Here is a 24,201-nt window from a genome sequence, read left to right on the forward strand (position 1 = left end):
CATCCCTTGAACGGAGCCTTCTCCATGTCTACACCACCGCGACCGCGCGCTGATGCTGCCAACGCCGCCAAACCCCATCCGCTGCGCCAGTTGCGTGCGTCAGACTTGCGGGGAGTGGCGCGGTTGGCCACACAGGCCACCACGGGCATCAGCCGCGTGGCCGAGGGGGTGCACCAGTCGGTGCTGGGCACGCTGGGCCTGCCCGGCGGGCCACAGCCGGGCCAGGCGCGCGGCCTGACCGGGCTGGTCTACCAGAGCATTCGGGGCGTGACACGCCTGGTGGACGCGGGCCTGCAGGCAGGCCTGGCGCGGCTGGAGCCGTTTTTTGAACCCGATGCGCCTCCCACCGCAGTGCAGTGGGAGCGCGAGGCCGTGCTCGCCGCCCTCAACGGCGTGATGGGTGACCGCCTGCAGCGCGACGACAACCCACTGTGCACCCGCATGGGGTTCTACCGGGATGGGCTGCCTTTGGACCTGCCCGCCCTGGCCGCCAGCGGCGGGGCCACGGGCAAGCTCTTGGTGCTGGTCCATGGCCTGTGCATGAACGATCTGCAGTGGCTGCACCAGGGCCATGACCATGGTGCCCACCTCGCGCAGACGTTGGGCTATACGCCGGTCTACCTGCGCTACAACACGGGCCTGCACACGTCCGCCAACGGTGCCGAGCTGGCCGTCCAGCTGGAATCCCTGGTAGCGGCCTGGCCCGTGCCCGTGAAGGAGGTAGCGGTGCTGGCCCACAGCATGGGCGGCCTGGTGGCCCGCAGTGCCTGCCACCAGGCGGCGGCTGCGGGGCAGGGCTGGCTGTCGCTGCTGCGCCACCTCGTATTTTTGGGAACGCCCCACCATGGCGCCCCGCTGGAGCGGGCGGGGCACTGGGTGGACACCCTGCTGGGCAGCACGCCGTATTCCCGGCCGTTTGCCCGGCTGGCGCAGTTGCGCAGCGCGGGCATTACCGACTTGCGCCATGGCCATGTGCTGGAGGCCGACTGGCAGGGGCGTGACCGCTTCCTGCGGCACCCTGACCGGCGCATCCCCGTGCCCCTGCCCGAAGGGGTGGCCTGCCATGCCGTGGCCGCCACGCTGGCGGCGCGGCGCAGTCCGGCGGCCGAGCGGCTGGTGGGGGACGGGTTGGTGCCATTGCACAGTGCCCTGGGCATCCATGATGATGCGAAACGAACCCTGGGTTTTGCCAAGAGTCGGCAGGCCGTGTTCCACCGGATGGGCCACCTGGCGTTGCTGGGAGATGCGGGTGTGGCGCAGCAGCTAGAGCAATGGCTGCAGCCTGTGTGAAGACAAGCATAAAACAGGCAACACGGCAGAACCGGAAAAGCGGTTCGGATGGCCTGTTTTTCCCCGCCAGCGGTCTTGTCGGGTGTGAGGCCACCGCTACCATGTGGCCACGAGATATGTAACAAGGAGAAGCTAGTGAGTGACGTGAAATACCGCCTGGTAACCCGCAGCGACTTTGACGGCCTGGTGTGCGCCGTGCTGCTCAATGAGCTCAACCTCATCGACGAAATCACCTTCGTCCACCCCAAGGACATGCAGGACGGCAAGATTGCCATCACCAGCCGTGACATCACCACCAACCTGCCCTATGTGCCCGGGGCCCATTTAGTGTTCGACCACCACGAGTCCGAAACTGTGCGCAATTCGGGGCGGCGCTCCGAAAACCACATCATCGAAGCCCATGCCCCCTCGGCAGCCCGTGTGGTCTACAACCACTACGGCGGCAAGGCGGCCTTTCCGCGCATCACCGACGAGATGATGGCGGCGGTAGACCAGGCCGACTCGGCCCAGTATTCGCGCGAAGACATCCTCGACCCCCAGGGCTGGGTGCTGCTGAACTACATGATGGATTCGCGCACGGGCCTGGGGCGCTTTCGCGAGTTCCGCATCAGCAACTACGCGCTGATGATGGACCTCATCCAGTACTGCCGCGACCACACCATTGAAGAGATCCTGGCCCTGCCCGATGTGCAGGAGCGCGTGCAGCTTTACCGCGAACACGCCCCCAAGGCCCAGGAGCAGTTGCAGCGCTGCGCCATCCGCATCGGCAAGTTGGTCGTGCTGGACCTGCGCGAGGAGGACACCATCTGGGCCACCAACCGTTTCATGATCTACGCGCTGTTCCCTGACTGCAACATCTCCATCCACGTGATGTGGGGGTTGCAAAAACAGAACACGGTGCTGGCCACCGGCAAGTCCATCCTGGACCGCAGCAGCCAGGTTCACATCGGCAACCTCATGCTGGAGTTTGGGGGCGGTGGGCATGCAGCAGCGGGCACCTGCCAGGTGGCCAATGACAAGGCCGACCAGATCCTGCAGTCGCTGGTGCAGCGCATCACGATCGAAGGTTGACCGGCAAAGCGACAGGGGGCGGGCGGCAAGGCCGTGCGCCGTGCATGCCGCCCCTTCGCGATCAGTCGTCGCTCAGCAGTGCGCGGTAGATGGCGGCGCCCAGCAGTGCGCCTGCAATGGGCGCGGCCCAGAAGACCCACAGTTCCGACAACGCATAGGCTGGGCCAAACAGCGCCGGACCAGTGCTGCGGGCCGGGTTGACCGAGGTGTTGGTCACCGGGATGGAGATCAGGTGGATGAGCGTGAGGCACATGCCGATGGCCAGCCCGCCAAAGCCGCTGGCCGCGCGTTTGGCCGTGGCGCCCAGGATCACGATGAGGAAGATGGCTGTCAGCACGACCTCCGTCACCACGGCGGCCATCAGCCCATAGCCGCCGGGGGAGTGTTCGCCATAGCCGTTGGTGGCAAAGCCCCCGATGTCTGCGCCCGGCTTGCCCGTGGCAATGAGGTACAGCACGCCCGCTGCAGCAATGGCACCCAGCACCTGGGCCACCACGTAGCCCGGCAGCTCGGACGCCTTGAACCGGCCTCCCAATGCCAGCCCTATCGACACGGCAGGGTTGAAATGCCCGCCCGAGATCGGCCCCAGCGCATAGGCCCCGGTCAGCACCGTGAGGCCAAAGGCCAGGGACACGCCGACAAAACCGATACCCAGCTGCGGGAAGGCGGCAGCCAGCACGGCGCTACCGCAACCGCCAAATGTCAGCCAGAACGTGCCGAGGAACTCGGCGGACCATTTTTTCAGGGATGTGGGCATGGCAAGGGGGCTCCGGAGGAAAGGGGGCAGAGGATGGGAAGGCGGCCTCGCACCGAGCGCCTTCGGTGGCGTGCATCTTATGGGGTCTAAATGACAGAAATTGCTGTCAAATGCCTGCAAATTGTCAACAATCTTCAGCGCCGAAATGGCTGTGCGGGATGGCTTCGGTGCGGGCCGCGGGTGGTGAGGGGCGTGCGCCCGCACAGTGCAACCCTTGAAATCACCGAGTCCGCCCCGAGGTGAACACGCGCGAATGCCTTTCCTGGCCTCCTGGGCGTGAAACGCGTTCTTTTTGCACCTTACACAGCAACCTCCAAGACACCATGAGCACAAAACAAACCCTGTCTTTCCAGGCCGAAGTAGCGCAACTGCTGCACCTGGTCACCCATTCGCTGTATTCCAACCAGGAGATCTTCCTGCGCGAGCTGATCTCCAACGCGTCGGACGCCTGCGACAAGCTGCGTTTTGAGGGCCTGAACAATTCCGCGCTGTTTGAAGACGCCCCCAACCTCGAAGTGCGCGTGACCTTCGACAAGGCCGCCAAGACGCTGACCATCACCGACAACGGCATCGGCATGAGCCAGCAAGAAGCCATCGACCACCTGGGCACCATCGCCAAAAGCGGCACCAAGGACTTCATGGGCAAGCTCAGCGGCGACCAGAAGGCGGATGCCCAGCTCATCGGCCAGTTCGGCGTGGGCTTCTATTCCGGCTTCATCGTGGCCGACAAGATCACCGTGGAATCGCGCCGCGCGGGCCTGAAGGCCGAAGAAGGCGTGCGCTGGATCAGTGGCGGCACGGGCGACTTCGAGGTGGAAACCATCACCCGCGCCCAGCGCGGCACCAGCATCATCCTGCACCTGCGCGACGACGCCGAGGAATATCTCAACGCCTGGAAGCTCAAGCAGGTCATCGCCAAGTATTCCGACCACATCAGCCTGCCCATCCTGATGGAAAAGGAAGAGTGGAAAGACGGCGAACTGATCAACCCCAATGACGAAAACGGCGGCCGCCAGCCCGGCGGCATGGTCAAGACCGGCGAGTGGGAAACCATCAACAAGGCCAGCGCCCTGTGGACGCGCCCCAAGAAGGACATCACCGAAGAGCAGTACGCCGAGTTCTACAAAACCATCAGCCACGACCACGAGGCCCCGCTGACCTGGGCGCACAACCGCGTCGAGGGCAATACCGAGTACACGCAGCTGCTGTACATCCCTGCCAAGGCGCCGTTTGACCTGTGGAACCGCGACAAGAAGGCGGGCGTGAAGCTGTACGTGAAGCGTGTGTTCATCATGGACGACGCCGAGGCGCTGATGCCCACCTACTTGCGTTTTGTGAAGGGCGTGATCGACTCCGCCGACCTGCCGCTGAACGTGAGCCGCGAGCTGCTGCAGGAAAGCCGCGACGTGCGTGCCATCCGCGAAGGCTCGACCAAGCGCGTGCTCTCGATGCTGGAAGACCTGGCCAAACACGACAAGCACGACACCGCCGCCAATGCCGACGGCGTGACCGATGTGGTGGATGCCGACGACAAGGCCAAGGAAGGCAAGTACACGCAGTTCTACAGCGAGTTTGGCGCCGTGCTCAAGGAAGGCCTGGGCGAGGACTTTGGCAACCGCGAGCGCCTGGCCAAGCTGCTGCGCTTTGCCAGCACCACCAGCGACGCCGTGACGGTGGGCTTTGCCGACTACAAGGCCCGCATGAAGGAAGGCCAGGAGGCGATTTACTACATCACTGCCGACACCCTGGCCGCTGCCAAGAACAGCCCGCAGCTCGAAGTCTTCAAGAAGAAAGGCATCGAAGTGCTGCTGATGACCGACCGCGTGGACGAGTGGGCGCTGAACTACCTGCACGAGTTTGACGGCACCCCACTGCAAAGCGTGGCCAAGGGCGCCGTGGACCTGGGCACGCTGCAGGACGAGGCCGAGAAGAAAGCCGCCGAAGAAGCTGCCGAAGCCTTCAAGCCTGTGCTGGCCAAGCTGAAAGAAGCGCTCAAGGACAAGGCCGAAGACGTGCGCGTGACCACGCGCCTCGTCGATTCGCCCGCCTGCCTGGTGGTGCAGGACGACGGCATGAGCACCCAACTGGCCCGCATGCTCAAGCAGGCCGGCCAGCAGGCGCCCGAGACCAAGCCCGTGCTGGAGGTGAATGCCGAGCACGCGCTGGTCAAGAAGCTCGATGGCAGCGTGCACTTCCATGACCTGGCGCACATCCTGTTTGACCAGGCGCTGCTGGCCGAGGGCGGCTTGCCTGAGGACCCCGCCGCGTATGTGAAGCGCGTGAACGCCTTGCTGGTATAAAAACTTAGGCCAAATCGGCCTCTGGCGCTTTTCCATCAAGCGCTAGGTGCTATAAAAATAGTAGTAAAAACCGGTGGTGCCTGGCACCACCGGTTTTTTTATGGGGCTTTACAAAGCCGCTCAATCTTCGGGCTGGGCCTGCTCCAGGATGCGGCTGTGTGCTTGGTTGCGTTCCTGCGAGGGGGTGTCGATCAGCTCCTTGAGCGCGCCCTCTGGCAAACGCAGTCCCTTGCGCCGGTCGTTCTTGACCGGCAGGTTGCGCCAGCCCGACAGCACCAGCCAGTCCCACAGCTCCCTGGGCAGCGGATGGGTGACGGCCATCTTGACCTGCCCCCGCAGGATCACGGTGCCCACGGCGGGCAAAGGCCCCACGGGGGCGGGCTTGCGCTTCTGGCGAATGGAGAGGAGCGTGCGAAACATGTCCTTCATGGGTGGGCCAACTCGCGGTAGATCGAAGATGGCGCAGCATAGCCCAGGGGCCCCCAGCCGGTCCACCACCCGTGCTGCCAACCGGGATGGCGTGCACCCGTGGTGCAAACAATACGCAATACCGCTCGCAACTGTTAACGATTGTTGCTGGGCGGATTGCGCTGTCCGTCGTCGATAGATTCCAACCCAGCCTTGGTCCGTGGCGGCCACGGCACATCCACGCACTCCCTGCATTTTTTGCCAGCCCCTCGGGGCCTGGTGAGGTTGCGGCGTGGCCGGAAGTTGAAGCCATTCACCTCAGGAGAATTTTGATGCCCTATCGATTGACGCGCCCATGGATGAGCGCCTGCGCCTTCTGGCGCGCGCAGCCATCCAGCGGGCTCGTGCAGCCGGCCGCAAGCCCTGCAAACCCCCAGGCGCAGAGTGCCCCGCGCCCTGTGCAAAGTGCGGTACGCCGCTTTCGCTGGCTCTTGCTGGCGGGTGGCCTGTTTGCGGGTGCAGCCATGGCGCAGTCTGCCGACCTGGTGGTCAACCATGCGGATTCGCCGGACCCCGGGCCCGCAGGCGGCATCTTCACGTACACGCTGCGCATCGACAACAACGGCCCCAACGGCGCCACGGGCGTCACGCTGACGGACACACTCCCGGTGGGCTCCACGTTCGTGGATGTGGCCACCACCGCAGGCACCTGCAGTCAGGCGGCTGGTGTCGTCGATTGCACGTTGGGCAATATCCCGTTCAACAGCAACCAGACCGTGACCATCCGGGTGCGGCTGCCTTCCGCCGGGGTCTGGACCAACACCGCCACGGCTGGCAGCGCCACGACCGATCCCAACACCAGCAACAACGTCAACAGCGTGCAGGACACCACCGCCACGCAGGCGGCCGACCTTGCGCTGGTGGCGACACCTTCTGCCGCCAATGTGGTGGCCGGGCAGGCTTACAGCTATGGGCTGCAGGCCACCAACAACGGCCCGAATGCCGCCGATGGCAGCCAGCGCATCATCTTCACGGTGCCAGCCGGCGCGTCGATTACCTCTGTTCCGACAGGCACGGGCTGGTCCTGCACGCCATCGGGTGGCTATCCGCTGAGCAGCGGCAATGTGACCTGCACGCGCACGGGCACCCTGGCCAGTGGCGCGTCCGCCTCGGTGCTGACGGTTCCCGCCGTGTCCAACGTCAATGGCACGGTGACGGCTGCTTTTGCCATTGATGGCATCAAGCCCGACACCTCGGCCATGCCCGACGGCAATACCGCGAACAACACCACGTCGGTGGACGTGACCTCCACCTCCGGCGCCGACGTGTCCATCACCAAGACAGCCGCCAGCTCCAACGTGGCCCAGGGATCCAACGTGGTGTACACGCTCACCCCGCGCCTCAATGGCGGGGTGTCGCTGGCGGGCCAGCCCGTCACGGTGACCGACACGCTGGGAGCAGGGCTCACCTTCGTGTCTGCCACGGGTTCAGGTTGGGTCTGTGATGCCACGATCACCTGCACGCGCACCGAATACACCGGCGCCAACTTCAGCAACATGCCCACCATCACTGTGACCGCCACGGCGGACAACGCAGGTGTGCTGGGCAACACGGCGGGCGTGAGCACGGCGCTGTCGGACCCGGTGCCTGCCAACAACTCGGCCTCGGTCAACGTGACGGCCAGCAACGACGCCGACATGCAACTGACCAAGACGGCCAGCATCAACCCCGTGGTGCCGAACCAGGCATTCAACTACACGCTGACCGCGCGCAACACCGGGCCTCTGGCGGTGCCCAATGGCCAGGCCATCACCATCACCGATCAGGTGCCAGCGGGCGTGACGCTCAACAGCCTGGTCAGTGCCACGGGCTGGGCCTGCGATGCCTTGCCATTCTCTGGCCCAGGCAACTGGAGCTGCACACGCTCCACCGGCCTGAACGCCAATACCAATGCCCCTGTCGTCACGGTGTCGGCCGTGTTGACGGGCACTGGCACCGCCACCAACAACGCCTGCGTGGCGCTGGGTGCTGGCGTGCGCGTGGACAGCAATGGCGCAAACAACTGCGTGGGCGTGGGCGTGACTTCCACGGCCACCGAGGCCGACCTGCGCGTCGTGTCCAAGACCGCTGCGCCCGACCCTGTGGTCGCGGGCCAGAACCTGACCTATGTCATCACGGTGGACAACGTCGGCCCGGCCGCTGCCACGAACGTGGTGGTGTCGGATACGCTGGGCAGTCTTGTGAACACCGGGGGGTTTCAATCTGCCGTGGCCTCGCAAGGCAACTGCACGCCCAACGCTGTCACCAACGGCACCTCGCAGAACCTGAGCTGTAACCTGGGCACGCTGAACTCCGGCGCGCAGGCCACCGTGACCGTGGTGGTGCGCCCCAGCATTGCCGTCACTGGCCCGCGCATTAACACCGCGACCGTGCGCTCCACCGACGTGGGCGACCCCAATCAGGCCAACAACAGTGGCAGCGTGACCAGCCAGGTCACGGCCATCGTGGATGTGACCGCAGCCAAAACGGCGACACCCACCACGGTCGCGGCCGGGGCGCCCATCACCTTCGTGGCGACGATTGGCAACACAGGGCCTTCCACGGCACAGACCGTGCAGATGGTGGACACCCTGCCATCCAACGCAGCGTTCATCGACATCGTGAGCGTGAGCGGGGGCGGCAGCTGCGCGCCCATCGCCGCGGGCACGGTGGGCGGAACGCTCACCTGCAATTGGGCCAGCATCAATTCCGGCACGCAGCAGACGGTGAACTACCGCATGCGCCCTCTGGGCAGTGCAACGGGCAGCACGGTGGTCAACAGCGTGGCTGCAACCACGGCCACCGCCGAGTCGAACACCGCCAACAACAGCGCCACCACCAGCACCCCGGTCACTGCCGCGCAGCTGGACATCCTGGTGAACAAGGTGGACAGCTCTGACCCGGTAGACCTGGGCCAATCGACGACGTACACCATCACGGTGAACAACAGCGGGCCGTCGTTCGGCACCAATGTGGTGATGACCGACATCTTCCCCGCACCGGGCTCCTCGCCCACGGCCACCTTCAGCTACCAGGGCGCGCTCACGGTGAATGCAGGCGGTGCGTGTACCGAACCCACGATGGGGGCGACCAGCGGCACGCTGACCTGTAGCTTCCCGGGGCTCAGCAGCGGCCAGAGCGCCACCATCACCTACGTCATGCGCGCAGAGACCCTTACCGTCAATGGCGCCACCAGCGGCACGGCCTTCAACCAGGCGAGTGTGGTGGTGGACGAAACCGAGACCACGCTGGCCAACAACGTGGTGACCCATGACACCACTGCGCGCCGCTTTACCGTGGCCACGGATCTGGCACTGAACAAGACAGCGCCGGCAGGTCCTCTTGCGCCTGGCGCGGCGCTCGCCTACACCCTGGTGGTCACCAACAATGGCCCGCTGGCCAGTGATGGAGCGCAGGTCGTGGACGTGCTGCCCGCCGGGGTGAACTTTGTTTCAGCGCCAGGTTGCGTCAATGCGGCCGGGACCGTCGCTGCGGCGTCGGAGCGCTGGCGGTGGGGGCATCGCGCACCTTCACGATCAACACCACCCTGGCCACCCCTTACAGCGGTGCGCGTCCTCTGGTGAACTCTGCCACGGTGGATGCACCGGGCGACACCAATCCTGGCAACAACACGTCCAGCGCCTCGACGACGGTGACGGGCAATGCCAGCAACATTCCGACGCTGTCGGAATGGGGCCTGATCCTGCTGGCTGCATTGCTGGGCCTGATGGCCTGGCAGCAACCCGCCATGGGCCGCCGCCGGTAGCCCGGCCGCCACCGCCGCCGCAATCACTTCGCGGCGGCGGGCTGAACGCCAAAAGGCCAGCACGCTGCAAAGCGTGCTGGCCTTTTTTGTTCAGGGAAGGAGCGCGTGGCGGCTTGTGCGCCGTCCTGCGCGCGGCGTTTCAGCCGCGTGGGTCCGCCAGGGTCACCGTGTCTACCGTGTCCAGCCGGTACCCCATGCCATAGATGGCCGTGATCGCATAGCCGTGGGCCTGCTGCGTCAACTGCAGCTTGGTGCGCAGGCGCGAAACGTGGGTGTCGAGCGAGCGTGAAGGCGCCTCGCTGCGCTCGCCCCACACTGCTTCGCGCAGGTGCGCGCGCGACAACAGGCGGCCCGCGTTGCGGAACATGAAAAGGGCCAGTTCGTACTCCAGGTTCTTCAGCGCCAGCGTCTCGCCGTGCAGGGACAACAGCCGCTTCTCCGGATCGAACCGGTAGGGGCCGAAGACCAGCTGCTGGCCCATGGCCTGCGGGTATGCCCGCCGCAGCAAGGCCGCAACGCGGGCGGCCAGCTCCCCCACACGCAGGGGTTTGACCATGTAGTCGTCCGCGCCCCGGTTGAGCGCTTCGATCACGTCACGTTCTTCATTGCGGCGTGTGACCAGCAGGATGGGAAGTTGCTGGCCGGCCATCTCGCGCAGGCGCTGGATGACCTCGATGCCGTCCATGTCCTGCAGGTGCCAGCCAGAGATCAGCAGGTCAAAGGTTTCGTGCCGTGTGTCCTTGAGCAGGCTCGTACCGCTGGTATAGAAATGGCACACATGGTGGTGGCGCTCAAGGGCGCCCCGGATCATGTCGGGCAAGAGGGGGTCGTCGTGCAGGACGGCAATGCGCATGGTGTCGGTCTTCGGGCGCAGGCGCCCTTCGCAAGTCAGAAAACGCCTTTCCAGGAAGGCGTCTCTGGATGTTGCGCGACATCGCGCCCCTGTGCACACGGGTTGACAATCGTTTGCAATGCCCGGGCCATCGGGTGCCTCTCCGGGGCACCGCAGCGGCCTGCACCACAACACACCGCAGCGCAGGCGCCTCAGGGCGCGTTCATCTCACGCCACCAGGGGCTCTTCCTGCATGGCCTCAATCTGCTCGATCAGCATGTCCACCTGCCCGCGCCAGTAGTCGCTGGTGCCAAACCACGGGAAGTTGACGGGAAAGATCGGGTCCTGCCAGCGGCGCGCGAGCCACGCGCTGTAGTGGATGAGGCGCAGCGTGCGCAGCGGCTCGATGAGCGCCAGTTCGCGGCGGTCGAAGCTGCGGAACTGCTCGTAGCCGTCGATCAGTGCGCCGAGCTGGTGGGTGCGTTGGCGCCGGTCTCCCGACAGCAGCATCCACAGGTCCTGCACGGCCGGGCCCATGCGCGCGTCGTCCAGGTCCACAAAATGCGGGCCGCCCCGGCCCCATTCATCCAGCGGAGTCCAGAGGATGTTGCCGGGGTGGCAGTCGCCATGCAGGCGGATTGCTGTCGCATTTTCTAAGCCAAATGAGGCTCCAGCGCTTGATGGATAAGCGCTGGAAGCTATCAATTCAAGAGCTTTGTCGCATTGGGCCTTCCAGGTGGCCTGCATGTCGAGCGGAATGATCTCGTTCGTGAGCAGCCAGTCGCGCGATGCCGTGCCAAAGGTCTCCAGGTCCAGCAGCGGCCGGTGAGCAAACGGTTGGGCCGCACCCACGGTGTGGATGCGCGCCAGAAAGCGGCCGATCCATTCCAGCACCTCGAAGTCGTCCAGCTCGGGCTGGCGCCCCCCGCGCCAGGGGCTGACGGAGAACGCAAAGCCATCGTGCTGGTGCAAGGTGGCGCCGTTCAGCACCAGCGGGCCCACGGCGGGCACTTCGGCGGCCATCAGCTCGGCCGCAAAGGCGTGTTCTTCGAGGATCTGTGCCTCGCGCCAGCGGCCCGGCCGGTAGAACTTGGCCACCACCCGCTCGCCATCTTCCAGCGTGACCTGGTACACCCGGTTTTCGTACGACGACAAGGCCATGAGGCGACCGTCGCCGTACAGTCCCACTTCGGCCAGTGCGTCCAGCACATGGTCGGGCGTGAGGCGGGCGTAAGGGTGTTGGTCGGTGGCGGTGTCGGCGGTGTTGGCGCTGGCGGTGTTGTAGTTGTGGTCGGCGTCGTCGGGGTGCAGTGCGGTCATGCCCCATTGTCGCTGCCAGCCTTGCCGCAGCCCGGGCTGGGGGCGTCAGCCCGCCTGCATCGTGGCGATATGCCCGGCGCGCGGGTCGCTGTTGCCGGCCAATACCGCGGCAAACAGCGCCTGCGTGGCCTCGGGCCCCGCGTGGTGCTGCACCACCAGCCAGGGGAGGGTGGCGGTCTGTACGGCGGCGCTGAACTGGTTCCACGCCGCCACCAGGCGGTCGTTGAGGCCCTGCGCGCCCCAGTCGGCATGGCGCTTCTTGACCTGGGCAGGCGCAAAGAACATCACCGGGCGCGGGCCGGGCAACTGGCCCGCCCCACCCAGGTCCTGCACATGGCTGGCGCCCACCGAACAGCTGTAGGCCAGGCCGGTGAAATGGGCGTGAATGCGCTGGCGCAGTCCGACGCTGCCTGCAAAGTCGATGTACACGCTGGGCGTGGCGCCGTCGATCTGGTCCAGCGCGTCGTAGGTGACCACGCGGCTGTAGCAGCCCAGGCTTTCGCAGAAGGCCACGTTGCCGGGCGAGGTGAGGCCGATGACCTCGATGCCGCCCCGCTGCGCCAGCTGGAACGCGGTGCCGTAGGCCGTCTTGCTCGATGCGCTGGACAGCAGCATGCGCTTTGCGCCAAAGAACTGCTGGTCCTCCAGGAAGTCGTCAATCAGCCACGAGGTGATGAAGAGCGGCCGCAGCAGCGCCTGCACGTCCTCGTTGTCGGCGCGGTACAGCGGGTCGGTGCTGGTGCGCAGATAGTGGTTGTAGACGGCGTGCAGGCTCGCGCGGTGGGGTGCTCCGTCGCTGAAGCCCACGGCATTGGCGCGGTGGGGCGAGAGCACGGTGTGGGTACCCATGGGCCAGTAGCCGTACAGCCGCTCGCCCACCGCCACGTCGGGATGCAATGACTCGGTCACCGTGCCAAACCCCCACACGGGCACGATGCCCCAGCCGGCCTCGCCGGTGGGGAAGAACTGCCAGTAGTTCAGCATGTCGCCCAACGCGGCGTAGGTGATGTTGTTGGAGGTCAGCGCGAACTGCTCGACCCGCACGCGGACCCGGCCGTCGGCGAGGGCGGAGTCTTCGGCAGTCAACAGGCGGGTGGTGGCCAGCTGGTCCTGGCGCACGAGGAGGGTGGTGGTGCTCATGCCCCAACGCTAAACGAAAGCCCGGCGTGGCTCAAGGGGACCGCGCCACCTCGGCGACAGCCTTGGCAACCCATCAGCCCGGGAATGCCTGGGCCAGTTGTTCGAAGGGCAGCGCCTGCTTGACCAGGATGACGGTGCAGGGCGCATCGCGCGCCACGCGCATGGGCACGGTGGCGATGAAGCGCTGGGTCTGCAGCCCGTGCGTGGCCGCGCCCAGGATCATCATGCTCACATGGTTGCTGGCTGCGTAGCGCACCAGCGCGTGGGCCACATCGCCCGATTCGAGTACGTGGTAGCTCACATGGTGGCCCGACAGGTCCAGGCCCTGCGCCCACTGGCGCAGGCGTGCGATGTGGTGTCGGTGCAGGGTGGTTTCGCTGCGGTTGCTGTCGCTGTGGCTGCTGGCGCTGGGCGACACCACGGTCACGCAGGCCAGCCGCGCGCCGGGGCGGATGCCCAGCGACCGCGCCACGGCCTGGCGCAGCGAGTACAGCGTGGCGTCCGTCACGTCGGCATGGGGCACCGCCACCATGAGGATGGGGGTCTCCTCGATCTGCTGCGCGGGCAGGGGGCTGGGCGTGTAGTGCATGCCCGCCGCCCGCAGCCAGCGCCGCAGGTGGGTGCGCACGGGTGTGCCCTGCGTGCGCTCGCCGCGTTCGGTGATGAGCACCTGGTCGGGGTGCGACAAATCAAACGCCAGATGGGCAGCCGAGGGGTAGCGGTGGGAGGCCTCGGCCTCCAGGCAGCGCAGGATGATCTCCTGCAGCCAGGGCGGGATATCGGCGCGGTGCTTGCGCGGTGGCGCGGGTGTCATCCACAGGCGCTGGCGCATGCCGCCGCTGGTGGTGGGGGCGCCAAACGGCAGCTCGCCCGTGGCCAGTTCGTACAACATCACGCCGATGGCAAAGATGTCGCTGCGCGGGTCGCCACGCACACCCACCACCTGCTCGGGGGCGATCCAGGCGGGCGAGCCCACGGCCTGGCGCATTTCCTCGGCCAGCAGGTCGGGGTAGTGCGCGTGGCACGAGAGGCCAAAGTCCAGCAGCACGGCCGTGCCATCATCTTTGATGAGCACGTTGGCCGGCTTGAGGTCGAGGTGGCACACGTTCTGCTGGTGCAGGCTGTGCGCCGCGCGCGCGGTGGCCGCGCCCAGGCGTGCGATGGTTGCTGTGTCGCAGCGGCCAGGCCCTTCGTCCAGCCAGTGCTGCAGTGTCTGGCCGGGGATGTATTCCATGACCAGGTAGGGCAGGCGCACAAGGTCGCCCGCCGCCACAAAACGCGGCACATGCGTCCCGCTGAGCACGGGCAGGATCTGCAGCTCGACTTCGAAGCTCACGATGTTCTCGGCCCCGTCGCCTGCCGTCATGCGCGGGATCTTCATCGCCATGGGAAAGCCGGGGCTGCGGTCGGCCTGCGCGTATTCCACTGCGTAGATGTGGGCCATGCCACCCGCGTGGATGCAGTCCACCACGCGAAAGCCGTCGATCTCGGTGCCGGGTTCGAGCAGTTTCATTGACCATGCTCCAGCCTGTCGGCATAAAACGCGGGCAGTCCTGCCGCGCGGATGGCGGCGGCGGCGGCCAGGTGGTCATACGGCACGCGGTAGAAGGTGATCTGCCTGGCGGTGTCGTCGAACAGTGCGTACATGGCGCGCGCATCGCCGTCGCGCGGCTGGCCCACCGAGCCCACGATGCCCAGCCACTGGCGGTGCGGTGGCACGGGCACCGGCACGCCGGGCTCGGGTGCAAAACGCATCAGCTTGGCGGTGGGCGTGAGGAAGTACAGCACCTGCTCATGCACATGGCCGCAGAACACGTAGCGGATAGCGGGGTCGATGCCTTGCGCGGCGGTCATGCTGCGCTCGGCGGCGTTGGAGTCCTCGACATAGCGCCATTGCGCTGGCATGTCGGCGCTGGCATGCACCAGCAGCGCGCTGCTGCCCAGACGTGCGGTGAGTGGCAGCGACTGCAAAAAGGCGATGTGGCTGTTGCCGAGCTGGTCGTGCGTCCACTGCGCGCCCAGCTCGCTGCGGTTGCGTGGGTTGGCGGGGGGGGCCAGAGCCATGGCGTCGTGGTTGCCCAGCACGCACAGGGCGCCTTGCTGGGCCAGGTCGCGCACCTGCTCCACCACTGCCACGGGCTCGCCGCCGTAGCCCACCAGATCACCCAGCAGTGCAAATTGTTCGGCGCCCTGGGCGCGGGCGTGTTGCAGGCAGGCGTCCAGGGCCTGGCGGTTGGCGTGGATGTCGGACAGCAGGGCGATTTTCATGGGGTTGTCTCCAGCCCCATCATCGCGCGCATGGCTGAATGCCAGCTTGCAGTCAGCAGCGCTTGCCCAGATTCAAAAAAATAGCTGCTACCGCCCGTCTATAGGGCGGTAGTAGCTATGGATTTGAAAGCTCAGAGGCTGCGTTGTGCGGCGGGCTTTTTGTCCAGCGCCAGCACCAGGCCCAGCGCGATGATCGCGGGCAGCGCCTGGCTGAAGAAGATCTTGGGCGCTGCGGTGGCGGCGCCAAACACCCCGGCCACGATCACGCAGGCCAAAAAGAAGATCTTGAACACCCGGTTGCCGGTGAACAGCCCCCAAAACAGACCGGCCGCCAGAAAGCCGTTGTACAGCCCCTGGTTGGCCGCCAGCGTGGTGGTGGCGTCGGCCAGCTCCTGGGCCAGGTTGAACGTCTTCATCCCCAGCGGCTTGTTCCAGAAGAACATTTCGAGCACGAGGATGTACACATGCTCGATGGCCACCAGGGCCACCGCGATGCGGGGAATCAGCAGGCGGCCCATGGTCTTAGACGATCGTGATGGTCACGTCGATGTTGCCGCGCGTGGCGTTGGAGTAGGGGCAGACCTGGTGGGCTGCGTCCACCAGCTTCTGGGCGGTTTCCTTGTCCAGGCCGGGCAGGCTGATGGCCAGGCGGGCGGCGATGCCGTAGGCGTTCGGGATGGGGCCCAGGTCGACTTCAGCGTCGATGGACACGTCTTGGGGCACGGGAATGCCGATCTTGCCGCCCACAGCCTTCATCGCGCCGATGAAGCAGGCTGCGTAGCCGGAGGCAAACAGCTGCTCGGGGTTGGTGCCGGTGCCGGCCGTGCCGGGCGAGGACAGCTTGACTTCCAGGCGGCCGTCATCGGTCTTGGCGGCGCCATCGCGGCCACCGGTCACGTGGGACTTGGCGGTGTACAGGACTTTTTCGAGCTTGGTCATGGTGTCTTCCTTGCGGTTGTTGCCCACTGGCGGGCGGTGGAGGGAATCGGTTCTTGCGTTGTCTGCAGGCCGTCAGCGTTGCTGGCCGAGCCGGTCTCGCAGCTGCTTGAGTTCGGTGGTCAGGGCCGTCAGCTCGGCAATCGAGCACTGGCTGCTTTGCAGCACACATTGCGGGATAGCTTCGGCCTGATCGCGCAGCGCGCGGCCCTCTGCGGTGAGGGTGATGCGCACGCGGCGCTCGTCCTGCACATCGCGCAACCGGGCAATGTGGCCCTGCGCCTCCAGGCGCTTGAGCAACGGCGTGAGCGTGCCGGAGTCGAGAAACAGGCGCTCGCCCAGCTCGGACACGGTCACGCCGTCCTGTTCCCACAACACCAGCATCACGAGATACTGCGGGTAGGTCAGCCCGATCTGGTCGAGCAGCGGTTTGTACAGCTTGGTCATCGCCAGCGAGGCGGAATACAGCGCAAAGCAGACCTGGTTGTCCAGCCGCAGGATGGCGGGGCTGGGAGTGTGGGGTGTGCTGTGGCTGGGCATGGGGTGAATTGTGAGCGTGAATTCAATTGCGCGCAATTGAATTGTGAAAAACTTTGTTAATGAATGGGATTGTGCCGGTGGGGGAGCGGCGCCGCGCCATCGGTGCTATTCGCGCGCTCCGCTGGCGCATGTGGGGGCGCTGTGCCCCTTCACTCTCGGAAAATTGCTATCAATAGCAGAGCTGCTAGCGCATGATTCATATGCGCTAGCGGCCGATTAGGCTTGAAATTTGGCATGTAGTGGTTCGGCCGACGACGAACCACCAGGCCCTCAGCACCCGCTGAACTGCGCGGGCCGTCGCTCGACAAATGCGCGCACGCCTTCAGCGGCGTCCTCGCTGTTGGCCAGTTGCTTTTGCACCGGGATGAAGTCCGCCACCGCAGCCGCCTGGCCTTGCTCGATGGCCTTGAGCACATTCAGGCGCGTGGCGACCACCGCGCGCGGCGCCTGGGCGGCAATGCGCTGGGCAATCGCCAATGCCTCGTCCAGCTCCTGGCCAGCCGGCACCACTTTTTGCACAAAGTTCAGGCGGTACGCCTCGGCGCTGCCGAACTCGTCGGCCGTCAGCAGGTGCAGCAGCGCATTGCCCGTGCCCGCACGCTCGGCCATGCGCAGCGTGGCGCCGCCCGTGGCCATGATGCCGCGCTGCACCTCCATCTGCGAGAAGCGGCAGTTGTCGGCCGCCACCACGATGTCGGCGCCCAGCATCAGCTCGATGCCCACGGTGAAGCAGATGCCCTTGACCGCCACCACCATGGGCTTGGTGCGGCGCCGGTAGCCGGGCAGGCCGTAGTCATGGGGCTCCACCAGGCCTTCGGGGATGGCTTTTTCGCCGCGCTGCATGTAGGCGCTCACGGCGGGCAGGTCCAGTCCGGCCGTGAAGTGGTCACCCATGGCATGCAGCACACCGACCCGCAGGTCGGGGTCATCATCCAGGCGGGTGTAGGCCTCAGCCAGCTGGCGGAACATGGGGGGCGTCCAGCCGTTGCGCTTGGCAGGGCGGTTGATGCCGATCAGCAGCACGTGGCCAAGCACCAGGGTGTCGATGCAGCCCTCGGGCGGGGGCGTGGTGCTGGATGGGGTGGTGGTGTTGGCTTCTGACATGGCCGGGTCTCCTTTTCGTTTCCACGATTGAAAACCCGGTGCGCGGACTGCGCCGTCCCCAGGGGGACAACGCATGTGCGCAGGGCTCCCATGCGGCCGCGGCTTCAAAACCCGGCGCGGCGCCTTACCAGTGCCCCCGCGCAAGGGCCGCCCCGCCGCGCTGGGGGCGTCCCCCTGCTAGGGGGAAGGCGCGAAGCGACTCAGGGGGTTAGTAGGAATACACGCCCTGCCCCGTCTTGCGGCCCAGGCGGCCTGCGGCCACCATTTCCTTGAGCAGCGGGCAGGGGCGGTACTTGCTGTCGCCAAACTCGGTCAGGTACACGTCCATCACGGCCAGGCACACATCCAGGCCGATCATGTCCGCCAGTGCCAGCGGGCCGATGGGCTGGTTGCAGCCCAGTTTCATGCCCGCGTCGATGTCCTCGGGTGTAGCCAGGCCTTCCGCCAGCACGAAGAAGGCCTCGTTGATCATGGGCACCAGGATGCGGTTGACCACAAAACCGGGCGCGTTCTTCACGGTGATGGGGCTCTTGCCCAGGGCCTCGGCCAGGGCCTTCACGGCGTCGTGCGTGGCATCGCTGGTCTGCAGGCCACGGATGATCTCCACCAGCGCCATCATGGGCACGGGGTTGAAGAAGTGCATGCCAATGAAGCGGTCGGCGCGGCTGGTGGCGGCGGCCAGCTTGGTGATGGAGATGGACGAGGTGTTCGATGCGATCAACACCTCGGGCGCTACCAGCGCGTCCACCTGCTTCAAGATCTTGAGCTTGAGCTCATAGTTTTCGGTGGCAGCCTCGATCACGAGCTGCGCAGCCTTCAGGTCGTCGTAGCTGGTGGAGGTCTTGATGCGCGCCAGGGCGGCGTCCTTGTCGGCGGCGCTGATCTTTTCCTTCTTGATCAGGCGGTCCAGGCTGCCGGCCACAGTGGCCAGGCCTTTTTGCACTGCAGCATCCGAGATATCGACCATCACCACATGGATGCCCGACACCGCACAGGCCTGTGCAATGCCGTTGCCCATGGTGCCTGCGCCGATGATGCCTACGGTCTGAATCGTCATATAGAGAGCCCTCTTCAAAGTGAAACGGATGGACGGAATGGTAAGGCGAATCGCACGACCGTTCGGTTATCGTGCGTCAAACCTGAACCAACAAGCCGCTGCGCAGCATGGCGGAGGAGACACCACAACATGTTTGACTACATCGTGATCGGCGGCGGCTCGGCGGGCTCCGTGCTGGCCGGCCGTCTGACTGAGAACCCCTCCGTACGCGTGTGCCTGCTGGAGGCGGGGCCTGCCGACAAGAGCGTGCTCATCCACTGCCCGGCTGGACTGGCCGTGATGGCCAAGTTCGAGCTGAACGGCTGGGGCTTCAACACCACGCCGCAGGCCGCGCTGAACAACCGGCGCGGCTACCAGCCACGCGGCAAGGTGCTGGGGGGCTCCAGCTCCATCAACGCCATGGTCTACATCCGGGGCCAACACGCCGACTACGACCACTGGGCCGCGCAGGGCAACCCGGGCTGGGGCTGGGAGGATGTGAAGCCCTACTTCCTGCGCGCCGAAAACAACGAGCGCGGTGCCAACGATTGGCACGGCCGGGGCGGGCCCTTTAACGTGGCGGACCTGCGTGCGCCCAACCGGTTCAGCCAATATTTCACCGACGCAGGTGTGCAGGCCGGGCACCCGCACAACACCGACTTCAACGGCGCCACGCAGGAAGGCGTGGGCCTGTACCAGGTCACGCACAAGAACGGCGAGCGCCACAGCGCTGCCAAGGGCTACCTCACGCCGCACCTGGCGCGGCCCAACCTGCAGGTCATCACCGGGGCGCATGCCACGCGCATCCTGTTCGAGGGCACGCGCGCCGTGGGTGTGGAATACCGCCAGGGCGGTACGCTCCAGCAGGTGCGCGCGGCACGCGAGGTGCTGCTGAGTGCAGGCGCGCTGCTGTCGCCGCAGCTGCTGATGCTGTCGGGCGTGGGGCCTGCCGCACACTTGCGGCAACACGGCATCCCGGTGCTGCACGACCTGCCGGGCGTGGGCCAGCACCTGCACGACCACCCCGACGTGGTGCAGGTGCTGGACGCACCCGAGCTCAAGGACCTGTTCGGCCTGTCACTGTCGGGCATGGCGCAGACGCTGCGCGGCATTGCCGAATGGCGCAAGCACCGCACGGGCATGTTGACCACGAACTTTGCCGAGGCGGGGGGCTTTATCAAGAGCGACCCATCCGAGCCAGCGCCCGACCTGCAGCTGCACTTTGTGATCGGGAAGCTGGTGGACCACGGGCGCAAGACCGTGTTCGGCCATGGTTACTCGGCCCACGTGTGCCTGCTGCAGCCCAAGAGCCGGGGCTCGGTCATGCTGGCCAGCCGCGACCCCATGACCTTGCCTTTGGTGGACCCGAACTTCCTGGCCGATCCCGATGACATGGCGCGCATGGTGCGTGGCTTCAAACGCACACGGGAGATCCTCATGCAACCGGCGCTCGCGAAGTTCGGCGCCAAGGAGCTGGCGGCCTCGGCCAGTGCGCGCAGCGATGCCGAGATCGAGCAGTTCGTCCGCCAGTACGCCGACACCATCTACCACCCCGTGGGCACCTGCCGCATGGGGCCCGGGCCGCTGGATGTGGTGGATGCCGAACTGCGTGTGCATGGCCTCGCGGGCCTGCGTGTGGTGGACGCGTCCATCATGCCGCGCATAGTGAGCGGCAACACCAATGCGCCCACGGTGATGATTGCTGAAAAAGCGGTGGACCTGCTGCGCGCCGCGCCGTGAACGATTTCACGTTTGGTGCCCGGAACGCGATTTTTAAGGTTTTCAAAGGGTCTGTTTAAGGAGTTTTTAACAGGCAAAAGCGCGGCGAATTTCTAGACTTCTTTGCATGGAAGCGGGTGCATGGTGCACCCGGCCCGGCGCCCAAAAAAAGGTGCTGAAAGAGCCCACCGAGGCCATGAAAGAACGTGATGAAGATTGATGCCCGCGAAATTGCCGCACTGACACAAGCCCAGCCCGCCGCCCCCCGCATGGACATGTACGCCAGCATCCACAAGGCGCTGCGCGCCTTCATGGCCGACACGCTGCTGGGCCTGGGCCGCATGGATGTCGAGGACGACCTGGAGTTTGCCCACACCTGCGACCGCGTGATGCAGCTGCTGGACCTGTGCAGCGCCCACCTGCACCACGAGAACCAGTTCGTGCACGCCGCCATGGAGGCGCGCCAGCCCGGATCCAGCCAGAGCATTGCCGGTGAACATGTGGAGCACGAACAGGCCATCGCCGCTTTGGCGGACGGTGTAAACCACCTGATGGCCTGTGCCAACCCCGCACGCCCCGCAGCCACCCAGGCCCTGTACCGCCAGCTGGCGCTGTTTGTGGCGCACAACTTCGAGCACATGCACGTGGAAGAGACTGCGCACAACCGCGTGCTCTGGCAGTGCTACACCGACGCGGAACTGGCGGGCGTGCACGATGCGCTGGTGGCCTCGATCCCGCCGCACGAAATGATGGTGGTGGCCCGCTGGATGGTGCCCTACATGTCACCCGCCGAGCGCACGGCCATGTTGTCGGACATGCAGCAACATGCGCCTGCCCCTGTGCTGGCGGCGGTGCTGGCGCAAGTGCAGCCGCACCTCACGCAGCCTGAGTGGACCAAGCTGATGCGCAGCCTGGGCCTGCCGGTGGTGCCCGGCCTTGTGCACTGAGCCTCAAGCGTCTTCCAGCACCACTGGGCGCAGCACGCACAGCCGAAAACGCCCGCGCCCTGTTTTTTCGATGTGGATGTGCGGGCAGTTCTCCTGCAGGCGGCGCTGCAGCAATAGCAGGCGGGCCTCCAGGTTGTCGGCCACATCGGGCAGGCGCAGGGCGGGGTCCAGCCGCAGTTCGCGGTTGGTGAAGTCCACGCGCCCGGTGTGCTGGTGGTCGCGCAGCAGCTTCCACACGATGGCGCCCGCCACGCCCTTGATCAGGTAGTCGTCGTTGATGAATACGCTGTCGTTGGCCGCAAAGTGGCGCACCCGCAGCGCGCTGCCGCTCACCGGCGGTGCTACAGCGGGAGCGGGCGGGGGCTCGGGCGCATCAGGTGCGGCCTGCAGCAGGTCGATGGCGGCGGCCAGCTGGCCCGCAATGGCCACCAGCAGGTCTTCATCCTCGAAACCAAAGCGCATGTCCTCGGGGCTCTCGGCAAACAGCACGCCCAGCAGGCGCCCGGCCGACAGCAGTGGCACCGCCACCTGGCTGTGCGGCTCTGGCAGGCCGGGGTAGGGGATGTCCAGGCCGCGCAACGGGGGCGCATCGGGTGCGGCATGTGCGTCCATGCTTTCGCGGATGGCGTGGCTGTACAGGGCGGCGTGCGTCATGTGGCTGATGCGCACCGGCGTGCGCTCGCGCGCGGCCATGCCGATCACTCCCTGGCCCAGCCGAATTTCTGAACCCACGCCCGATGTGGCATAGCCGCAGCTGGCCACCGTGTAAAGCTGCTGGGCGCTGGCATCCAGCATCAGCACCATGGCGTGCTGGATGCCCAGCTTGTCCTGCAGACCCTGCAGCGCGCCTTGCAGCAATTCGTCCAGCCCCGAGCAGCGCGCGATGCCTTCGCTGCACAGGCGCAGCGTGTGCAGCAAGCCGGAACGCGGCGCCGGTGCCGGCAGGCCTTCGCCCGCCACCGACTCGATGCGCTCCACCGCGTAGATGTCGGCCCCTTTGAGTTCAAACACCTCGGCCATGCCCGCGTGCGACGCAATGCCCGCCAGCTGCGCGCGCATGCTTTCGAACACCGGCCCGCTGTCCTCGGTGCGTTCGTACAGCAGGTGCAGGCGGTAAAAATGGGCGGTGACCGGGTCCAGCACCAGCACCGACGCGCGCGGGTTGCGCAGGATGTTCTGGCGGGTCTTGTTGAAGAACTGGAACGACAGCGCCACATGTGCCACATCCACATAGACCACCTGCGAGATGTAGGCCACGTTGGGTGTGCCGTCAGGGTCGCAAGTGGCCATGACGGCGGGAATCGCCCCCTCCAGGCAGGGGCGGATGCTGTGCAGGGACGGCGCTGCGGTGCTCATGGCTGCGGCGTAGGTGGTGAGGGTGATGTGGGTGGCGCACACAACTGTGCGCCTGCGCGCGGGCCCGGCGTCTGGTCGAACGCGCTGGTGGGCGTGAAGCTCACGGCCACCACATCCTGCAGCGGCGCTGCCAGCATGGCGCCCACATACTGCGGCCCGTAGCCGACCTGGCCCACCTCCTGCACCATGGACTGCAGGTAGACCTGCAACACCGGCAAGTCGCCGTCATGGGCTGGGCGCTGCGTGGCCCGGCGGGCCTTGAGCTGCAGCGTCTGGTGGGTGGACGGCACGCTGAACACCACGGCGATCTCACCGGTGTGCGCAATGTCCTGCAGCAATTGTTCGGACTGGCTGCGCCGCAGGTACACCGTGACCTCCCGCCCATCGCCGCTGATATGGCTGCCCACGGCCCGCATGATGCTCGGCCGTAGGGCCGCATCGCGTGACGCCACGATGGCCGACACGCCCTTGGCCACCATGGCGATATGGCTGGGGCCTAGCAGTGCGGTCATGCCTTGAAGCGCTTGCGGGTCAGGGCCAGAGCCACCCAGAAGGCCACCACGGTGGTCACCACCAGCACCAGACCATCGCGCAGGGGGTGGGCGGGCCACTGGTCCATGAACAACGGGCGCACCAGCTCGACCGCATTGGTCAGCGGCAGCCAGTCGGAGATGGCGCGCACGATGGGGGGCAACTGTTCGCGCGGGAAGAACACACCCGAGAGAAACATCATGGGCGTGAGCACCAGCGTGAAGTAGTAGGTGAAGAAGTCATACCCCTTGGCCAGGGCGTTGAAGATGAGCGCGATGCTGGAGAACATCACCCCCACGAACAGCAACACCGGCCAGGCCACCAGCAGCTTGGGGCTGTGGCTGATACCCAGCGCCAGCATGACGCCCAGGATGGCGGTGACGGTGAATAGCGCCTTGAACGCCGCCCACAGCATTTCGGCCAGCACCACGTCGTCCAGGCTGACCGGCGCGTTCATGATGCCGTCCCAGGTCTTTTGCACGTGCATGCGCGAGAAGGCCGAGTACAGCGCCTCGAAGCTGGCCGCGTTCATGGCGCTCATGCAGATGGAGCCGCTGGCCAGGAACAGGATGTAGGGCACCTTGGTGTCGCCCGCCGCTCCGCCCACATTCACCTGCCCCACCAGGGCCCCCATGCCGTAGCCAAAGGCCACCAGCCACATCAGCGGCTCGGCAATGTTGCCCACCAGGCTGGGGATGGCCAGCTTACGCCAGACCAGCAGGTTGCGCAGGAACACGGGCCACCAGCGGACGGACAGGCTGGGCGGGCGCCATACCGACGGCGGGGGCGGGGCCACAGGGGCCACGGAGGACGGGGTAACTGTTTGCATCCGCTTATTGTG

Annotated in this window: 20 protein-coding genes and 1 pseudogene; 6 read left to right on the forward strand and 15 right to left on the reverse strand. The window is 66.0% G+C overall.

Annotation, left to right across the window (positions count from 1 at the left end):
* Window positions 1–24 precede the first annotated feature (24 nt).
* Both EXV95_RS19695 and EXV95_RS19700 read left to right on the forward strand, forming a co-directional pair.
* A complete protein-coding gene (locus EXV95_RS19695) occupies window positions 25–1,290 on the forward strand; it encodes a triacylglycerol lipase (RefSeq protein WP_176888139.1) in 1,266 nt (421 codons plus the stop codon).
* Between the two features lie 135 nt (window positions 1,291–1,425).
* Window positions 1,426–2,361 (forward strand): exopolyphosphatase, encoded by a 936-nt coding sequence (locus EXV95_RS19700; protein ID WP_176888140.1) that lies wholly within the window; start codon window positions 1,426–1,428, stop codon window positions 2,359–2,361.
* 61 nt (window positions 2,362–2,422) lie between these two features.
* Here the strand turns inward: EXV95_RS19700 and aqpZ are convergent, their stop codons facing one another.
* Window positions 2,423–3,118, reverse strand: a complete 696-nt coding sequence (gene aqpZ / locus EXV95_RS19705; RefSeq protein ID WP_176888141.1) for an aquaporin Z — start codon at window positions 3,116–3,118, stop codon at window positions 2,423–2,425.
* 323 nt (window positions 3,119–3,441) lie between these two features.
* Here aqpZ and htpG point away from each other — a divergent pair, with 323 nt between their 5' ends.
* Window positions 3,442–5,418, forward strand: a complete 1,977-nt coding sequence (htpG, locus tag EXV95_RS19710; protein WP_176888142.1) for a molecular chaperone HtpG — start codon at window positions 3,442–3,444, stop codon at window positions 5,416–5,418.
* A gap of 120 nt (window positions 5,419–5,538) precedes the next feature.
* On the opposite strand, the gene EXV95_RS19715 is transcribed toward htpG, so the two are convergent.
* Entirely contained in the window at window positions 5,539–5,847 is a 309-nt protein-coding gene (locus tag EXV95_RS19715) for a hypothetical protein (protein WP_055400148.1), read from the reverse strand.
* Window positions 5,848–6,350: 503 nt separating this feature from the next.
* On the opposite strand from EXV95_RS19715, the pseudogene EXV95_RS19720 reads away from it, so the two are divergent.
* A pseudogene (locus tag EXV95_RS19720) lies at window positions 6,351–9,631 on the forward strand (IPTL-CTERM sorting domain-containing protein).
* 139 nt (window positions 9,632–9,770) lie between these two features.
* Here the strand turns inward: EXV95_RS19720 and EXV95_RS19725 are convergent.
* The 10 genes from EXV95_RS19725 to EXV95_RS19770 all read right to left on the reverse strand — a co-directional run bounded on the left by EXV95_RS19725 (window position 9,771) and on the right by EXV95_RS19770 (window position 18,828).
* A complete protein-coding gene (locus EXV95_RS19725) occupies window positions 9,771–10,484 on the reverse strand; it encodes a response regulator transcription factor (protein WP_176888143.1) in 714 nt (237 codons plus the stop codon).
* A 207-nt stretch (window positions 10,485–10,691) separates the two neighbouring features.
* Window positions 10,692–11,783: a serine/threonine protein kinase gene (locus tag EXV95_RS19730; protein WP_255484808.1), complete on the reverse strand. Its 1,092-nt coding sequence runs from the start codon at window positions 11,781–11,783 to the stop codon at window positions 10,692–10,694.
* 45 nt (window positions 11,784–11,828) lie between these two features.
* Window positions 11,829–12,923: a DUF2855 family protein gene (locus EXV95_RS19735; protein WP_176888144.1), complete on the reverse strand. Its 1,095-nt coding sequence runs from the start codon at window positions 12,921–12,923 to the stop codon at window positions 11,829–11,831.
* 73 nt (window positions 12,924–12,996) lie between these two features.
* A complete protein-coding gene (locus EXV95_RS19740) occupies window positions 12,997–14,436 on the reverse strand; it encodes a bifunctional serine/threonine-protein kinase/universal stress protein (protein WP_176888145.1) in 1,440 nt (479 codons plus the stop codon).
* Window positions 14,433–15,191, reverse strand: a complete 759-nt coding sequence (locus EXV95_RS19745) for a metallophosphoesterase (protein ID WP_176888146.1) — start codon at window positions 15,189–15,191, stop codon at window positions 14,433–14,435. The genes EXV95_RS19740 and EXV95_RS19745 overlap by 4 nt, the downstream gene beginning before the upstream one ends.
* 131 nt (window positions 15,192–15,322) lie before the next feature.
* Window positions 15,323–15,709: a DUF1304 domain-containing protein gene (locus EXV95_RS19750; RefSeq protein WP_176888147.1), complete on the reverse strand. Its 387-nt coding sequence runs from the start codon at window positions 15,707–15,709 to the stop codon at window positions 15,323–15,325.
* Between the two features lie 4 nt (window positions 15,710–15,713).
* Complete coding sequence (locus EXV95_RS19755) at window positions 15,714–16,130, reverse strand: organic hydroperoxide resistance protein (protein WP_010462826.1); 417 nt, start codon at window positions 16,128–16,130, stop codon at window positions 15,714–15,716.
* A gap of 72 nt (window positions 16,131–16,202) precedes the next feature.
* The gene (locus EXV95_RS19760) at window positions 16,203–16,667 is read right to left on the reverse strand and encodes a MarR family winged helix-turn-helix transcriptional regulator (protein ID WP_176888148.1); all 465 of its coding nucleotides are present in this window, start codon (window positions 16,665–16,667) and stop codon (window positions 16,203–16,205) included.
* Window positions 16,668–16,937: 270 nt separating this feature from the next.
* Complete coding sequence (locus EXV95_RS19765; protein ID WP_176888149.1) at window positions 16,938–17,771, reverse strand: crotonase/enoyl-CoA hydratase family protein; 834 nt, start codon at window positions 17,769–17,771, stop codon at window positions 16,938–16,940.
* A 208-nt stretch (window positions 17,772–17,979) separates the two neighbouring features.
* On the reverse strand, window positions 17,980–18,828 hold the full coding sequence (locus EXV95_RS19770; RefSeq protein ID WP_176888150.1) for a 3-hydroxybutyryl-CoA dehydrogenase: 849 nt from the start codon (window positions 18,826–18,828) through the stop codon (window positions 17,980–17,982).
* Between the two features lie 129 nt (window positions 18,829–18,957).
* Between EXV95_RS19770 and EXV95_RS19775 the strand changes: the two genes are divergently transcribed.
* Window positions 18,958–20,547, forward strand: coding sequence for a GMC family oxidoreductase (locus tag EXV95_RS19775; protein ID WP_176888151.1), 1,590 nt, complete (start codon window positions 18,958–18,960; stop codon window positions 20,545–20,547).
* Between the two features lie 188 nt (window positions 20,548–20,735).
* Entirely contained in the window at window positions 20,736–21,473 is a 738-nt protein-coding gene (locus EXV95_RS19780; RefSeq protein WP_176888152.1) for a hypothetical protein, read from the forward strand.
* A 3-nt stretch (window positions 21,474–21,476) separates the two neighbouring features.
* On the opposite strand, the gene EXV95_RS19785 is transcribed toward EXV95_RS19780, so the two are convergent.
* Genes EXV95_RS19785 through EXV95_RS19795 form a run of 3 tightly spaced genes read right to left on the reverse strand, consistent with a single transcriptional unit; the run spans window position 21,477 to window position 24,189 of the window.
* Window positions 21,477–22,829 carry a GAF domain-containing protein gene (locus EXV95_RS19785; protein WP_176889120.1) on the reverse strand — a complete coding sequence of 451 codons (1,353 nt, stop codon included), beginning with the start codon at window positions 22,827–22,829 and terminating at the stop codon, window positions 21,477–21,479.
* On the reverse strand, window positions 22,826–23,341 hold the full coding sequence (locus EXV95_RS19790) for a hypothetical protein (protein WP_176888153.1): 516 nt from the start codon (window positions 23,339–23,341) through the stop codon (window positions 22,826–22,828). Before EXV95_RS19790 ends, EXV95_RS19785 begins: the two co-directional genes overlap by 4 nt.
* Window positions 23,338–24,189, reverse strand: a complete 852-nt coding sequence (locus tag EXV95_RS19795) for an ABC transporter permease (protein WP_176888154.1) — start codon at window positions 24,187–24,189, stop codon at window positions 23,338–23,340. Before EXV95_RS19795 ends, EXV95_RS19790 begins: the two co-directional genes overlap by 4 nt.
* Between the last annotated feature and the right edge of the window lie 12 nt (window positions 24,190–24,201).

It is taken from the genome of Acidovorax sp. JMULE5, from assembly GCF_013376875.1.
GTDB lineage: Bacteria > Pseudomonadota > Gammaproteobacteria > Burkholderiales > Burkholderiaceae_C > Acidovorax > Acidovorax facilis.